This is a genomic window from Dactylosporangium sp. NPDC050588 (assembly GCF_040654975.1).
GTDB classification, from domain to species: Bacteria; Actinomycetota; Actinomycetes; order Mycobacteriales; family Micromonosporaceae; genus Dactylosporangium; species Dactylosporangium maewongense.
Genome location: NZ_JBFAJA010000051.1, coordinates 1 through 15,364, shown reverse-complemented (window position 1 = coordinate 15,364; position 15,364 = coordinate 1). Strand labels below are relative to the sequence as shown.

The 15,364-nt window shown below is 74.5% G+C and carries 9 protein-coding genes; 3 read left to right on the top strand and 6 right to left on the bottom strand.

What is annotated here, in order from left to right; all coding sequences use genetic code 11:
• The 5 genes from AB0I21_RS31810 to AB0I21_RS31790 form a co-directional block, all read right to left on the bottom strand.
• Window positions 1–4,521, bottom strand: a complete 4,521-nt coding sequence (locus tag AB0I21_RS31810) for an FtsK/SpoIIIE domain-containing protein (RefSeq protein WP_360566681.1) — start codon at window positions 4,519–4,521, stop codon at window positions 1–3.
• Window positions 4,518–5,717 carry a hypothetical protein gene (locus AB0I21_RS31805; RefSeq protein ID WP_360566679.1) on the bottom strand — a complete coding sequence of 400 codons (1,200 nt, stop codon included), beginning with the start codon at window positions 5,715–5,717 and terminating at the stop codon, window positions 4,518–4,520. Before AB0I21_RS31805 ends, AB0I21_RS31810 begins: the two co-directional genes overlap by 4 nt.
• Window positions 5,714–6,211, bottom strand: a complete 498-nt coding sequence (locus tag AB0I21_RS31800; RefSeq protein WP_360566678.1) for a sigma-70 family RNA polymerase sigma factor — start codon at window positions 6,209–6,211, stop codon at window positions 5,714–5,716. Before AB0I21_RS31800 ends, AB0I21_RS31805 begins: the two co-directional genes overlap by 4 nt.
• 323 nt (window positions 6,212–6,534) lie before the next feature.
• Entirely contained in the window at window positions 6,535–8,928 is a 2,394-nt protein-coding gene (locus tag AB0I21_RS31795; RefSeq protein WP_360566676.1) for a hypothetical protein, read from the bottom strand.
• Window positions 8,929–9,263: 335 nt separating this feature from the next.
• A complete protein-coding gene (locus AB0I21_RS31790; protein ID WP_360566674.1) occupies window positions 9,264–10,667 on the bottom strand; it encodes an MFS transporter in 1,404 nt (467 codons plus the stop codon).
• 123 nt (window positions 10,668–10,790) lie between these two features.
• Here AB0I21_RS31790 and AB0I21_RS31785 point away from each other — a divergent pair, with 123 nt between their 5' ends.
• Window positions 10,791–11,906, top strand: a complete 1,116-nt coding sequence (locus AB0I21_RS31785) for a MerR family transcriptional regulator (RefSeq protein ID WP_360566672.1) — start codon at window positions 10,791–10,793, stop codon at window positions 11,904–11,906.
• A gap of 13 nt (window positions 11,907–11,919) precedes the next feature.
• Here AB0I21_RS31785 and AB0I21_RS31780 read toward each other — a convergent pair whose 3' ends face one another.
• Entirely contained in the window at window positions 11,920–12,387 is a 468-nt protein-coding gene (locus AB0I21_RS31780) for a MarR family transcriptional regulator (RefSeq protein WP_360566671.1), read from the bottom strand.
• A 97-nt stretch (window positions 12,388–12,484) separates the two neighbouring features.
• Between AB0I21_RS31780 and AB0I21_RS31775 the strand changes: the two genes are divergently transcribed.
• Together AB0I21_RS31775 and urtA are read left to right on the top strand one after the other, a co-directional pair.
• On the top strand, window positions 12,485–13,615 hold the full coding sequence (locus AB0I21_RS31775; protein WP_360566670.1) for a substrate-binding domain-containing protein: 1,131 nt from the start codon (window positions 12,485–12,487) through the stop codon (window positions 13,613–13,615).
• Between the two features lie 398 nt (window positions 13,616–14,013).
• Entirely contained in the window at window positions 14,014–15,258 is a 1,245-nt protein-coding gene (gene urtA, locus AB0I21_RS31770) for an urea ABC transporter substrate-binding protein (RefSeq protein WP_360566668.1), read from the top strand.
• Window positions 15,259–15,364: the final 106 nt, after the last annotated feature.

Sequence of the window (15,364 nt, the reverse complement as noted above, 5' to 3'; positions counted from 1 at the left end):
TCAGTCGCGAAGGACGGTCAGCGGGACCTGGACGGCGATCGCCGTGCCGGCCGGGCCGGAGGTGTACGCGCGGCCGACCGGGGCGGCGCCGCGGACCTGGCTGGAGGTCAGGCGGGCGCCGATGGCGTCGCCCTCGGTGACTGACCTGGGGGCGAGGAGCAGGCCCCGGCGGGCCCTGCGGGCGGCGGTGAGCCAGGCGCCCAGGCCGATCGAGAGGGCGTCGGCGGCGCCGGCGTAGACGATGGACTGGCCGTGGTCGCGGCCCGAGGTGGCGACGGCACGGAGGACCTTGTCGGCGGCGGGGGTGGTGAGCAGGTCGGCGTCGTCCACCAGGACCACCGCCGGACCGCGCAGATCGGTGAGCGCCGCCTGCACGGCGTCGTTGGCCGGGTCCGGGTCGGTGAAGAGACGGACCTGGGCGTGCCGGGCGAGGGCGCGCAGCGGCGACTCCCGCGGGGTGAACACGATCAGGGCGGTGCCGCCGGCCAGCAGCGACACCGCGAGGGTGGCCAGGGCGTTGCTGCGGCCGGTGCCGGGTGCGCCGCCGACGTAGAACGCCGACGTCGTGGCGAGGTCGACGCCGACCGCGGTGCCGTCGTCGCCGCCGACACCGAGCAGCCCCCACATCGGGCGGCGCAGGGAGGCGGGGACCTGCTCGTAGGCGTCGGTGAAGGCGACGGACGTAGGCAGGCCGGCGACAGCGAACGGCCGTTCCTGCGCGGGGGTGCCGGCCGCGGCCCCGATCCTGCGCAGGGCGGCGGCCTGGGCCTGGCCGCTGTCGTCGGGGTCCAGGAGCGCGACCTGCGTCTCGGTGCGGGACAGCACGTGCCAGCCGCGGCCGGGCACGATCGTCGCCGGGACCTTGCTCGGCAGGATGCCGACGAGCTGGTAGTCGTTGCGGTCGGCCTGGCGCAGCAGCAGCTTGTGGTCGTTGTGCGCGGCGAGCCGGCCGCCGAGCAGGGCCCGCTCGGAGGTGGCGACGACGTGGATGCCGGCGGCGGCGCCTTCCCGCACGATCCTGGTGACGTCGCCGAGGAGCCGGCCCTGGTCGTGCTCGTCGAGGACCGGGGCGAGGGCGTCCCAGCCGTCGATGAAGAGCAGGATGTGCGGCGGCCGCTCCGCGGCGGGCAGCCGCCGGCGCAGCTCGACGAGCCCGGCGCAGCTGAGCGCGGCGCAGCGCTCCTGCCGCTCGGTGAGCTCCCGGCCGAGGCGGCGCAGGAGGCGTTCGAGGCGTTCCATGTCGTGCCGCGACACCACCGCGCCGCAGTGCGGCAGGGCTTCGAGGGCGGTGAGGCCGCCGCCCGCGGCGTCGATGCCGTAGAGGTGCACGTCGCGGACCTTCGTCCGTTGCGCGGCGGCGCCGGCGATGGTCCGCAGCACCTGGGTCCGGCCGGAGCGCGGCGCGCCGATCACGTAGAGATGGCCGAACGTGCCGAGGTCGACCGTCGCGACCCGGCGCTGCTGGAGCTGCGGGACGTCTTCGAGCGCGTACGGGATCAGCGGCGGCACGCTCTCGTGCACGGGCGTCTCCCGCTGGACGGTCAGCTCCGCCAGCAGCGCCCGCTCGTGCAGCGCCGGCAGCCACGGGCTCGGCTGCGGCACCAGGTCGGTGAGGCCGGCCGCGGCCTCGTTCACCGCGGCGACGAAGACCTGCAGGTCCGTCGGCACGAGAGCGGTGGGGGCGTGCGGGTCGACGTCGGCCGCGGGATCTGAGGGCAGGTCGACGGGGCGACCGAGCCGCTGCCACGACAGCTCCGCGGTGCGCAGCGGCGCCGCGGCGACAGGTGCGGTGCCTTCGGGGTGCCGGCCGGCCCCGACCCACGCGGCCTGGAACGGCACGGTCGTGCGGTGCCCGGCGCGCACCAGCGCCCGGCCCGGGTTGCCGGGCGAGATGGTGACGGCCTCGCCGGTGTCGATGATGTCCTGGCTCTCCACCGTGTCGGTGACCCGCAGCGCGATCCGCAGGTTGGTGTTGGCCTTGATGTCGGGGGTGACCGCCCCGGCCGGCCGTTGCGTGGCGAGGACGAGATGGATGCCCAGGGACCGGCCACGCTGCGCGATGCCGATCAGGCCGGGCACGAAGTCCGGCACCTCACGCACGAGGGTGGCGAACTCGTCGATCACCAGCAGCAGCCGCGGTAGCCGGGGCAGTGCCGGGTCGGCGGCACGTTTCGCCCGGTACGCGGGCAGGTCCTTGCACTCGGCGCCGGCGAGGATCCGCTCCCGGCGGCGGAGCTCGGCGCCGAGGGAGTCCATCGCCCGCTGCACGAGGTGCGCGTCGAGGTCGGTGACCATGCCCAGGGTGTGCGGCAGCTCGGCGCACTCCCGGAATGCGCTGCCGCCCTTGTAGTCGACGAGGACGAAGGTCAGCTCGTCGGGGCGGTTCGCCGCGGCGAGCGACGCCACGAACGCCTGCAGCAGCTCCGACTTCCCGGACCCGGTGGTGCCGGCGACGAGCCCGTGCGGCCCGTCGCGGACCAGGTCCAGCGCGAGCGGCCCGTCGTAGCCGCGGCCGAGCGCGAACGTGGTGCTGGCCGGCCGCTTCGCCCACCGGCGCAGCAGCTCGGCGGGGTCGGGCGGCTCGAGGTCCAGCAGGTCCAGCAGCCGCACCTCGCGGGGCAGCCCGGCGTCGTGCTCGGGGCTGACGTCGCGCAGCGGGGCGAGGCCGCGGGCGAGCCACTCGCACCAGCCGACGTCGACCAGGTCGGCGCGGATGCCGGTGAGGTCGGCGCTGCCGGTGCGGCGCAGCGTGACGGTCGTCGCGGCGGCCACGACGACCGCGGTGCACTCCTCCGGCAGGAGCCGCTCCTGCTCGTCGAGGCAGATGCTGAACAGGCGGACCCGCGGGCCCTCGGTGAGCAGCTGCACGACGCCCGGGACGTCCCGCAGCTGGCGGGCGCCGTCGAGGACGACGAGCACGTCGGGGTCGGTGAACATGGCCTTGCCCAGCGACGAGCCGAGTGCCCTCTGGCGCGCCTGCACCTGGGCGACCAGCTCGGCGACGCGGTTGGCGACGCTCTCCGGGTCGTTGCCGACGCTGACCATCGGGCCGCCCCCACCGGTGGGCCGCAGGTGCGGCAGCCACCGGACCCAGCTCCAGCCGTCGCTGCGCCGCGGCTCGGTGAGCACCACCACCCGCAGGTCCCGGGGGCTGTGCAGGACGGCGCTCTGCGCGACGAACCACCGCGCCAGCGCCTGTACCGGCGCGGCCGGGCCGGCGACGCCGATGACGCCGTATTCGGCGAGCTCCAGGCCGACCGGCACGTCCTGGATGTTCCAGCGCACCGTGCGGTGGTTCTCGTCCCGGCCCGGGTCGTCGATCTCCTTCACGGACGGCAGGTCGGCGGTGCCGAGCCGGACCAGCAGGTGGTCGGGGTCCCGCCGGCGCCGCTCCCACAGCCGCACCCCGGGGCCGGTCGCGACGAGGCCGAGCGTCGCCGGGTCGGGTCCGGTCACGCAGCGCACGTGCCGCTCCTGCCGGACCGCGTCGTGGATCTCGCGTTGCAGGGAGTCCATCCGCAGCCGGTACCGCCGCCACTGGTCCTCGTGCTGTTTGCGGTTGCCGCGCCGGCCGACCATCCAGTTGGTGACCGCCATGACCGGCGTGAACAGGATGAAGACCAGGTAGAAGTACGAGCGGAACACCCCGACGAGGACCAGCCCGAGCACGATCGGGGCGACGAGCATCAGCATCGGGAAGGGCTGGCGCGGCGGCTTGGTCGGAGGGTTCGGCAGCCGCACCCGCTCGGCGTCCAGATGCGGCGCGATCCGCGGCGGCCGGTTGTAGTCCAGGCCGACCCCGTCGGCGGCGTCCGTGACCGCGGCGTCGGCCGCCACCGGGGCGACGAGCCTCAGCAGGACCGGACCGACGGCGAGGTCGGTGCCGGGCTCCCAGCGCCTGGCGGGCTCGTCGTCGTCCTGCGCGTCCGGTACCGACGGCCGACCGCCGGTCTCGACGGTGATGCCGGTTTCCGGGTCGAACGCGTACGGCGGCTCCACGACCGCCGGTCTGACCTCGCCGTCGTCGCCGGGCTCGCGGTGCCACGTCACGGTCCCCCGGGTGGAGACCGTCACCCAGAGCCCGCCGGTGGGCGCGTCGGGGCCGTCGACGCTGATCGCGCAGTGATCGGCGGTGCCGATCTCCCAGCTGCCCGGAGTGAGCCGCCAGCTCCGGCCGGCGGCCGGCCCGGAGACCGCGTGCAGCTCGACGAGCACCGGGCCGGCGTCGGCCGGGTCGGGCCGGACCAGGTCCCGTCGCCGGACGGGCCGGCCCAGACCCAGGACCGCTCCTGACCGGATGCCGGAGCCGTGCACCGGGGCGGAGAGCGGCACCTCGACGCCGTCGAGGTACACCTTCCTGGCCGGCCCGGCTCCGGCCAGGAACCTGGCCGCGCTCCCGTCGCCGGCGGGCCGGTCGAGGGCGGCGCTGAGCTCGGCCACGGTGCAGGCGCCAGGCAGGTCGACGAGGTGGTCCCGGCGCGTCCCGTCGATGCCGTCGACGGTGGTGAGTGTCAGGTTCATGCCGGCATCCCCGTGGTCGCGGACACGCCGGGGGCGGGGCGTTCCGGCTCGTCGAACTCGTCCTCGTCGTGCGTGGTGGCGCTGACCGGCCGGATGGGCGGCGGCGCCCCGGCGCGGGCAGCGTCCCCCGGCGGCGGCACTGCCGGCCGATGCGAGGGTGCTGCCGCCCGCGGATCCGCCTCCGGAGCCGTCGCTGTCCGGTCCGGCGGCCGGGACGTCGGGTCGCCTCGGTCCGGCGGCCGGGACGACGGGTCGTCGAGGGAGGCCACGAAGGCGTCCTCGTCCAGGAGCGGGCCGGTGTCCGGGCGCCGGGGCGCGGGCGGGATCGTCGCGAGCGTGCGGACGACCGATCGCGGCAGCGCGGTGACGTCGAGGACGAGCGGGGTGCCGGCCGGGCGCACGAGTCCCGTGCGGTCGGCGGCGAGCAGCCTGGCATGGCCCTGGGCGCCGCCGATGCGGACGGTGCGCAGATCGGTGCGCGTGCTGCCGGGTACACCCGCGCAGATGAGGAACTCGCTGGCCGGCGTGGTCAGCTCGCCGTCGAACCCGGGGTGGACGCCGGAGCCGATGGTGACCGCGCCGCCGGGCAGGCGGGCCTCGAGCTGGGCGGCGATCGACTGCACGAGCGCGCGGCCGGTGCGCTCGTCGCCGGTCGTGGCGACGGTGGCGGGGCCGGCGGTCAGGTCGAGGAACACCACGCCGCCGCGGGTGTCCTCCACGCCGGCCGCCACCAGCACAGCGGTCGCCTCGCCGGGGGTGTCGAGGCCCGGCGGGGTCCACCACAGCAGTGGGTCGTCCTCGTCGGCGGTCCACGGCGAGTCGTCGGGGACCGCGCAGGGCTCCCCGGCGAAGTACACGCCGACGGCGTCGCCGGCGACGATCACGGCGTAGGGCTGCCGCCGGCCGGGCAGCGGGATGTCGCGCAGCGCCGCTTCGGCGGTCGTCCAGGCCTGCGGGTCGGCGAGCAGTCCTTTGAGGAGTTCGAGGCGTCGCCGGTACCGCCACCAGCGCCGGACGGGCCGCCCGAACGCCGCCGCCGTCCGCCGCACCTCGTGGGCGAACCGGCGCCGCACGACCCGCCAGCCGCCGGCCCGCCGCACCGCGCGCTGGAGCAGGACGAGGGCGAGCACGAGCAGGCCGAGACCGCCGAGCAGGGCGCTGATCGGCCCGCGGTGCGCCGACAGGTACGCGATCATGCCGCCTCCCCGAGGACCGCGCGCATGGCTCGCAGCGCGTGGTGGGTGCGGGACTTCACGGTGCCGCCGGGGATGCCGAGCGCCGCCGCGGTGTCGTCGCCGCCGCGTCCGAACAGGTGGACGTGCACCAGGATCTCGCGGTGCCGGGCCGGCAGCTGCCGCAGCCCGTGCACCAGGAGGTGCCGGTCGGCGACGGTCTCGGCCAGGTCGCCGCGGTCGGCCCGCTCGGGGAACAGGTCGGCCGCGATCCCGATCGGCACGCTGCGCTCCTTGCGCCAGGCGTCGACGACGAGGTTGCGCGCGATCCTGAACAGCCACTGCCGGATCGGCCGCTCGGCCCAGTCGAGCTGGTCGGCGTGCTGCCACGCGCGCAGCAGGGTCTCCTGCACGATGTCCTCGGCCTGGTGCAGGTCGGGGGCGACGAGCCGGGTCACGTAGCGGTGCAGGGCGGCGCGCTGTTCGCCGAGGTCGCGGGCGGCATCGCCAGAGCTCACGTTGGGCGCAGCCTTTCGCGTACATTCGTCCGAAGCGCCCGGATGGTCGTTCATTGAGCACTTCCGTGCCCACACTTACAGCGCCGGATTGCCTACGGGTAGCCGAAGATGAACATGGCGTGTCCATTCATTGACAGACAGCAATAAGACGTCGATGCGCACGGGGGGCGCCACCGTCAGAACGGCGTCGGTCGCCTCGTCATCGCTGCCACCGCCCAGGCACCCGCGCAGCCCTCCGACGGTTCGCTGGACCCGCCACCGACGGCGGCCTGACCACGCAGGCCCTGATCGGCTGTACGCACCTGGCCGCGATCCGTGCGCTGTCAGTGTGCGGTCGGCTTGTTCGTCCGTCGCAGTCTCGGGAGGGCCTCGACGGCGCCTGTCGTGCCGGCCGCGACCTCGTCCAGCAGTTCGTCGGTCCGGCCGTGCCAGGCCAGCATGCCGGTCAGCCGGTAGCCGACGGACGCGTCGGTGGCGTGTTCGCGCAGCGCCTGCAATGCCTCGTCGACCCGGTCCTGCTCCACCAGCATGGTGGCGAGCTGCTGGAGGCAGTACACGTCGCCGGCGGCGGCACGGTCGCGGAGGACCTCCAGCGCCTCCTCGACGCGGTCGCGCGACTTCAGCTTGCCGGCCAGCCAGCGGGCGTCTGCCGCGCCGGTGGCGACGTGGTCGCGGAGCACCTGCAGGGCCTCGTCGGCCCGGTTGTGCTCCTCCAGCATGGTGACGAGCTGGTGGAGGGCCTGGTCGTCGCCGGCGGCGGCGCGGTCGCGGAGCAGTTGCAGCGCCTCCTCGAGGCGGCCCTGCCTGGCGAGGTCGGCGGCCAGTCGGCGGGCGTGCGAGGCTTCGGCGATGCCGGGCGGCAGCTCGAACGGTGCATCGACGGCGCGGCGGAACTCGGCGGCTAGGTCGATCATCTCAGTGAAGGACCGGATCGCGCCGGGCTCGGAGAGGACTCGTGCCGCCTGGGCGTGGCAGCCGTGCTCGGTCAGCAGCTCGGCGAGCTGTTCGTAGGCGAACGGGTCCCCGGCGGCGTGGTCGCGCAGCACCTGCAGTGCCTCGTCGAGGCGGCTGTACTCGGCCAGCAGGGCGGTCAGGCGCCGGACCCCGTACCGGTCGCCGCCGTCGGCGAGCTCGCGCAGGACCTGCACGGCCTCGTCGACGCGGCCGCAGCGGACCAGCATGTCGGCCAGGAAGTGGGCGACGACGGAGTTGCCGGCGGCGTGGTCCCGCAGGATCTGCAGCCCTTCGTCGGCGCCGCCGTGCCTGATCAGCGCCGCGCCCAGCGGCAGGGCGGCGAGCAGCCCGTCCGTGGCCAGCGCACCGCGGTAGAAGGCGATGGCGTGCTCCGGCCGGCCCCGGCGCTCGGCGTTGCCGGCGAGGCCGAGGCTGTCGCGCGGGTCGCGGTGGGTGAGGAGCGCGTTCCACACGAGGTCGGGCAGTGCGGCAGTGCGGCGGGTGCGCTGGGCGTGCTGGTGGAGGTAGTCGGCGGGCAGGTAGCCGGCGACCGCCCCCATACCGGCGGGCACGGGCGTGAGGCAGGCGGCGGCGCCGTGGACCGTGCCGGTGGCGTACGTCAGGGCGCGGTCGAGCCAGTCGGCGGGGGCGGTCGCCTGCTGGGCCGCGGTGAGGTAGGCGGGCGCGGCGGCCTCGAGGTAGGCGCGGGTGGCGGGTTGCTGGGCGCCGACGCGGCGGGCGTCGAGCGCGGCGGTGATGACGGCCCTGCCGTAGCAGTCGGCGGCGGGCGCGTGCTCCCACCGGTGGATGAGGGCCGGGCCGGCGGCGAGGACCTGGGTGAAGCCGGCGTCGGTGGTGTCGAGGGCGATCCGGATGCGCGGGTCGGTGCCGGCGAGCGCCTCACCGTGGCGCCGTTCGGCCCGGCTGAACGTCTCGGGCACCTGGATCAGCCGGGCCAGGCCGAGCAGCTCGCGGTCGTTGGCGTACAGGTCCTGCTGACCGGTGCAGGTCTGGGCGGTGCGCACCGCGTACTCCTCCGGCCACAGCGTCGCGACCACGACCGTGCCGGCGGTGACGAGCTGCCGCAGGGTGCCGGCCGGCAGCGCGGCGGGACGGTTGAGGAAGCGCTGCAGCTCGTCCAGCCACAGCACCGTCCGCGGCGCCGGCGCCTTGGCATGCTCGACGATCGCCGCGGTGTCGGCCGGGTGCAGCAGCCACCACTCGGGTAGGGCGGCGAGGACCGCCTCGTGCAGGGCCCGGGTCTTGCCGACCGACGAACCACCGAGGAGCAGCACGAATCCGCCCTCCGCGGCGGCCTCGGCGAGCGCGGACCGCAGGTCGGCGTCGACGTCCCGCGGCACGTACGGCGGCAGCTCCCGGACGGTGCCGGACACCTGGATCGCGGCGTGGACGCCGAGCAGCCGCGGCCGGGCCAGCCGGACCCGGACCGCGCCGGCGGGCTGCGGCCGGCCGGCCGTGGCCACCCGTTCCCACACGGCCAGCCATGGCCGCCGCGCCGCGTCGTCGTGCAGGCCGCACGCGAGCAGGAAGGTGACCACGGTGTCGCGGGTCGGCGTGGACCTGGCGTTGAGCAGGTCGCTCACCGTCGCGGCCGGCAGCGGGCGCGGCCGTGCCGCCCTGCGCAGGTCGGCGTACGAGCGGCCGGCACGCAACCGGCCGCACGCCTCGGCGAAGTCCGCGAGGGACTGCACCGACGCGAGATCGAGCCGATCGCCGGCGCCGGGAAGCTGGTCGTCGGTCATCTGCGCGCCCTCCTCGGGTGTTCGGCGACCCCGCCGAACACCCCCGGACCACCGTAGAACCCCACCGCATCGGCCGCGAACGCCGAGCTCAACCGGACCGGATCCCCGGGGTGGGGTTCGGCTTCCTTCGCACCCGGTGCCGAACCCCGGGCGGGAGCGGTTCCTTGGAACCGTCAACGCAGGACCACCACCGACCACCGGGAGCCACCGATGTCCACCGAACCGAACCCGTCCTGGCGCGAGAAACTCAGCCTCGCCGCCGTCCGCGGCGCCGTCGCCGGCGCGACCCGGGCGATCGTCACCTGGTTGCTGGAGCGCTGATCCGGCACCGGCACCTACGTCGCGCGGACCCGCACCGTCCGGCGGCGCAGGGCGAGGAGCGTCGTGGCGGCGAGCGCGGCGGTGACGGCGAACCCGGCCGGGTAGCCGGTCGCGGTGGCCAGGAGGCCGAAGCCGGCCGCGCCGACGCCGAGTCCCCCGTCGTACGCGACGCTCCACAGGGCGGTGATGGTGCCGTACCGCTCGGGCGGCGCCGCGTCCAGCATCACGGCGAGGCTCGCGGTCTGCAGGGCGCCGAACCCCGTGCCGAAGACGACGGCGGCGGCCAGGACGGCCACCGGACGGTCGGTGACGGCCAGCCCGGCGAAGCCGGCGGTGGCGGCCAGCATCGCGGGCGCCAGGAGTCGCCGCGGGCCGACCCGGTCGCCGACCCGGCCGGCCCACCAGCGGGTGACGGTGCCGGTGAGCGCCTGCAGCAGCAGCGCCGTCGCGACGACACCGGCCCCGGCGTGCGGCAGCGCCGCGGGCAGGAACGTCGCGACGATGCCCGCGAGCGTGCAGGCGCCGCCGAAGACGATGGCCGGGCGGGTCAGGACCGGCTCGCGCAGGGCGCGCATCATCCCGTCCGCGGCGGGCGAGGGCAGGCCGCGGTTCATCCCGTCCGCGGCGCGTCCGTCTGCGCCGGGCGGCGAGGGCACACCGCGGGTCGTCCCGCCGGCGTCGCGGTCGTCTGCGCCGGACGGTGAGGGCGGACGGCGGGTCACCCTGTCTGCGTCGGGCGGTGAGGGCGGGCGGTGCGTCACCCTGTCTGCGTCGGGCGGTGATGGCGGGCGGTGCGTCACCCCATCTGCGTCGGGCGGTGCGGGCGGGCGGCGGGTCACCCCGTCCGTTCCGGGCAGCAGCGGCAGCGCGAGCAGGGCGGTGAGGGCGAGGACCGCGCCGGTCGCGTACGCGGTGGGAAAGCCCGCGTGCGCGGCGAGCCACAGCCCGGCGGGCATCCCGACCACGGCCGGCACCCCGGAGACGAAGCCGACCAGGCCGAGCCCTTCGCCGCGGCGGCCCGGCGGGAGCAGCTGCGCCGACCAGGCGCCGCAGGCCACGAAGATCGTCGCCGCGCCGATGCCGCGCAGCGCGCACACGGCGAGGACCGCGCCGAAGGCGGTGGTGGCGGTGAGGCCGAGCGCGGGCAGGCCCAGCAGCAACAGGCCGGCGGCGACCACGGCGCGGTACCCGAACCGGGCCACCACCCGTGGCAGCACCAGCTCCGCGGCCACCGTCGAGGCCATGAGCACGCCGGTGGTCAGCCCGGCGGCGGCCCCGCCGGCACCGGACGCGGCCATGGCCGCGGGCACGACCGGCAGCAGCGCGTAGAAGGCGGTCAGGCCGAGCACGTCGACGGCGGACACCAGCAGCAGCGACCGGCTGAGCAGCCGTGGCGGGGGATCGGTCAGCGCTGTCATGCACCGACCGTAGAAGCCGGACGGTGTACGTCAGAGAGCCGCAGACACATTCGTCGAGAGGACCAATTCCATCGCCGCGCAGCGCTTGCCCCTCACGTGGCGTCATGGCGGATAGTCGGTGCCGTGGAAGCGCAGTTGAGCGTCGGGCGGGTGGCCGAGCTGGCCGGAGTGTCCGTCCGGACGCTGCATCACTACGACGAGATCGGCCTCGTGCGGCCGTCCTCACGGACTGCGGCGGGGCACCGGGCCTACTCGGCGGGCGACGTCGTGCGGTTGCGGGAGGTGCTGGCGTACCGGCGGCTGGGCTTCGGCCTGCGCGAGATCGCGGACCTGGTCGACGACCCGGCCACCGACGCGGTCGCGCACCTGCGCCGGCTGCGCGGCCTGCTGCTCGACCAGCGCGACCGCGCCGCCGCCATGGTGGTGGCCATCGACAAGGAACTGGAGGCCCGGGCAATGGGGATCAGCACACCGCCGGAGGAGCAGCTGCAGGCGTTCGGCGCACGGTTGTACGACGCCATCGGGTCCGCGTACCCGGCGACCCGGCGCACCGAGCCGCGCATCGCCGCCCGGATCTGGGCGGCGCTCGGGGACGCGCGGACGGTCCTGAACGTCGGGGCCGGCACGGGCTCCTACGAGCCGCCGGACCGCGACGTCACGGCGGTGGAGCCGTCGGCGGTCATGCGGGCGCAGCGTCCCGCGGGCGCGGCGCCGTGCGTGGCCGCGGTCGCCGGGCGCCTGCCCTTCGAGGACCAGTCGTTCGACGCGGCGATGGCGGTCAGCACCGTGCACCACTGGCCCGACCCGGTCGCGGGGCTGCGGGAGATGCGGCGGGTGGCCCGTCGCGTGGTGGTGCTGACGTACGACGCCGACAGCACCGGCTGGCGGCAACGGTTCTGGCTCATCCGCGACTACCTGCCGGAGTTCGCGGAGCTGCTCGTCGGCTGGCCCTCCGTGGCCGACATGACCCGCGCGATCGGGGGCCGAGCGGAGCCGGTGCCGATCCCGTGGGACTGCGCCGACGGCTTCTTCGAGGCCTACTGGCGCCGGCCCGAGGCGTACCTCGACGAGCACGTGCGCCGCGCGGTGTCGGTCTGGACCCGGGTGGGGCAGCACGCCGAGCGGCGGGCCGTCGGCAGCCTCCACGACGACCTCACGTCGGGCCGGTGGGCCGAACGCAACCCGGGGCTCGCCGACCTCGACGCCGCGGAGCTCGGCCTCCGCCTGCTCGTCGCCTGAACCTCAGGTCCTGTCAGGACACGCCGGGCAGGCGCACCGCGGCGGCCTCACGGCCTTCCAGGGAGTCGACGAGGCGCGTCAGGAGCTCCTCCAGAAGGTCGTGGTCGCCGGCGGCCGCGGGCAGAGCCGCCATGCTGGCGTCGACCCGCTGGCTGACGCGCTGGTGCAGCCGGCGGCCGCGGGGCGTGAGGTGGGCGCGGATGCGGCGCCGGTCGATCTCGTCGATCCGCCGGTACACCAGGTTCTCCTCCACGAGGTGGTCGAGAAGCTTGGTGAGCGTGGCCGGCGGGAGGAAGGCGTGCTCGGCGATCTCGGTCATGTGGTGGCCGGCGCCGTCGGAGAGCAGGGTGATGACCCGCCAGGCCTCCGGCGTGCAGCCCTCGGCGTCGAGGACCGTGGCCAGGCGCCGGCCCAGCAGCCGCTCGGCCCGCGTCAGCAGCCGGATCAGGTCCTGTGGCTGAGGCGTGCGCGAGATCGTCATGCCACTCCTTGGGCCGGTGAGCAGTGTCATGCTACAGAACAGCCGCATCTGCGGGAACGCTCTGGAGTTCATGCGCGGCACCGGGAAGCATGACGCTATGTCTCGGTCTGACCGGCTGGTCCCCGGTCCGGTGCTGCCGGATCCGTTGCCGCGCGGGCATTCCGAGCTGCTGCGCGTGAGCGGCGAGACGCTGGACGTGGCGCTGGTCGTGCCGATGCGGGGGCCGGCCGGGATCTTCGGGCCGAGCTGTGAGCTGTGCGCGGAGCTGGCGGTCGAGGAGGTCAACCGGGCCGGCGGCGTGCTGGGGCGCGAGCTGCGCCTGGTCCCGGTCGACGGCGGTGCCGCGCCCGAGCGGGTGGCCGCCGAGGTCGAGGCGCTGGTGGCGGTCGGGGCGGTGCACGGTGTCACCGGGTGGCACATCTCGTCGGTGCGCCAGGCGGTGGCGCCGCGGATCGCGGGCCGGGTGCCGTACGTCTACACGGCGCTGTACGAGGGCGGCGAACGCACCGACGGGGTGTTCCTGACCAGCGAGACGCCCGACCAGCAGCTGTACCCGGCGATGCGGACCCTCGCCCGGGAGCGCGGGCTGCGGCGCTGGTTCGTCGTCGGCAACGACTACGTCTGGCCGAGGCGCACCGCGCGGGCGGCGCGGCGGTACGCGGCGCAGTGCGGCGCACGCATCTGCGGCGAGGCGTACGTGCCGCTGGGCACGCACGACTTCGCCGGCGTGCTGCGCCGCGTCGAGCACGCCGAGGCCGACGCGGTCCTGATGCTGCTGGTCGGCAACGACGCGGTGCGGTTCAACCGGGCGTTCGCCCGGTACGGGCTGGACCAGCGGTGCCTGCGGCTGAGCACGCTGATGGACGAGAACATGCTGCTGGGCAGCGGCGCGGCGGCGACCCGTGGGCTGTTCAGCGCCGCGGGGTTCTTCGCGTCGCTGGTGACCGCGGAGAACCTGGACTTCCACGGGCAGTACGCGCGCCGGTTCGGGGTCGACGCCCCGCCGCTGGGCAGCCTGGGCGAGTCCTGTTACGAAGGGGTGCTGCTGCTCGCGGCGCTGATCGAACGGGCTCAGTCACTCGATGTCCGGGCCATTGACGCCAGTGCCGGGACGGTTTCTTACGAGGGGCCGCGCGGGTTGCTGCGGATGCGGGCCCGGCACATGCGCCAGCGTATATACCTTGCCGAGGCCCGGGGGCTCGAGTTCGACGTGGTGACCCAGCTGTAGGACGCTCTTGACAGCGTGAGCCGCGGACCTCGAAGATGCTTCCTGCGTGAAGCATCTCGGGAACCTCCGCACGTCGCGGACCTTCCGGATGTTGGACTGCCCCCGCCCGCATGCCCGTTCGCCGCGGTGGGGGCCTTCGTCGTGTCCCATTCTGCCGGCCTATTGGCCGGCTATTTTTTTCACGTCCGCAAGCCCTGCGACGCAGCGTGCAGAAACGGTGAATTAAGGGCTGGGAAACGTCGCAGAAATCAATCTCGATGACGCTGACCGCACACCAGCACCTGGACGCGTAGTGCCGCTCGCCACGAGCCGCGGCCGCCGATGTTCAGGCACGACGAATGCGTGCGCCAAACACCGAATGCCGAATTTCGTGCTCCTGTGGGGAGCAAGGAGGTTCCATGTCCAGGTTCCGCGGACGCCGCGTCGCGGCGTGTGCAGCGATGCTCGCGGCAGCATTGACGCTCGCCGCATGTGGCAGCAAGACCGGCGAGAGCGCGGCCGGCCCCGGCGCGGCCGCCGACACCTCGGGTGACACCGTCAAGGTGGGCCTGCTCAACTCGCTGTCCGGCACCATGGCCATCAGTGAGGTCACGGTCCGCGACTCGCTGAAGCTCGCCGTCGAGGAGATCAACGCCGCCGGCGGCGTCCTCGGCAAGAAGATCCAGCCGGTCAGCGAGGACGGCGCCTCCGACTGGCCCACCTTCGCCGAGAAGGCCGAGAAGCTCATCAAGCAGGACAAGGTCGCCGCCGTGTTCGGCTGCTGGACCTCGGCCAGCCGCAAGGCGGTCAAGCCGGTCTTCGAGAAGAACAAGGCGCTGCTGTTCTACCCGGTGCAGTACGAGGGGCTCGAGCAGTCGCCGTACATCTTCTACACCGGCGCCACCACCAACCAGCAGATCGTGCCCGGCCTGGACTACCTCAAGTCGCAGGGCAAGACCTCGATCTACCTGGTCGGCAGCGACTACGTGTTCCCGCGTACCGCCAACAAGATCATCAAGGCGTACGCCGCGGCCAACGGGATGACCGTGCTCGGCGAGGACTACGCGCCGCTCGGCTCCACCGAGTTCGGCACGATCGTCAACAAGGTCAAGGCGTCCAAGGCGGCGGCGGTGTTCAACACGCTCAACGGCGACAGCAACGTGGCCTTCTTCAAGGAGTACAAGTCGGCCGGCCTGACCGCCGCGTCGATGCCGGTGGTGTCCGTGTCGATCGCCGAGGAGGAGGTCAAGAGCATCGGCACCCAGTACCTCGACGGCCAGCTCACCGCGTGGAACTACTACCAGACCACGACGGGCGCCGCGAACGACAAGTTCGTCAAGGCGTACAAGGCCAAGTACGGGGCGGACAAGCCGACGTCCGACCCGATGGAGGCCGCGTACACCTCGGTCTACCTGTGGAAGGCCATGGTCGAGAAGGCCGGCACCTTCGACGTGGAGAAGGTCAAGGCCGCCTCCGACGGCATCACGTTCGACGCTCCCGAAGGCAAGGTGACCGTCGACGGCGCCACCCAGCACATCTACAAGACGGCCCGGATCGGCAAGGTCGGCGCCGACGGCCTGATCACCGAGGTGTGGAACTCCGGACAGCCCGTCAAGCCAGACCCGTACCTCAAGGGCTACCCCTGGGCGACCGGCCTGTCCTGACCTCCCGGCCCGGTGGCGCAGGACGGCCCGTCCTGCGGCCCGACCCGCGCGCACGCCTCGCGGAACGGCCGGTGGAGCTCCCACCCGGGTCGCGCCGGCGCCTCGT

Excerpts from the sequence above, each read along its gene's own strand:
- AB0I21_RS31810 (WP_360566681.1), bottom strand. The coding sequence starts at position 4,521 with ATGAACCTGACACTCACCACCGTCGACGGCATCGACGGGACGCGCCGG.
- AB0I21_RS31805 (WP_360566679.1), bottom strand. The coding sequence starts at position 5,717 with ATGATCGCGTACCTGTCGGCGCACCGCGGGCCGATCAGCGCCCTGCTC.
- AB0I21_RS31795 (WP_360566676.1), bottom strand. The coding sequence starts at position 8,928 with ATGACCGACGACCAGCTTCCCGGCGCCGGCGATCGGCTCGATCTCGCG.
- AB0I21_RS31790 (WP_360566674.1), bottom strand. The coding sequence starts at position 10,667 with ATGACAGCGCTGACCGATCCCCCGCCACGGCTGCTCAGCCGGTCGCTG.
- AB0I21_RS31780 (WP_360566671.1), bottom strand. The coding sequence starts at position 12,387 with ATGACGATCTCGCGCACGCCTCAGCCACAGGACCTGATCCGGCTGCTG.
- AB0I21_RS31775 (WP_360566670.1), top strand. The coding sequence starts at position 12,485 with ATGTCTCGGTCTGACCGGCTGGTCCCCGGTCCGGTGCTGCCGGATCCG.
- urtA (WP_360566668.1), top strand. The coding sequence starts at position 14,014 with ATGTCCAGGTTCCGCGGACGCCGCGTCGCGGCGTGTGCAGCGATGCTC.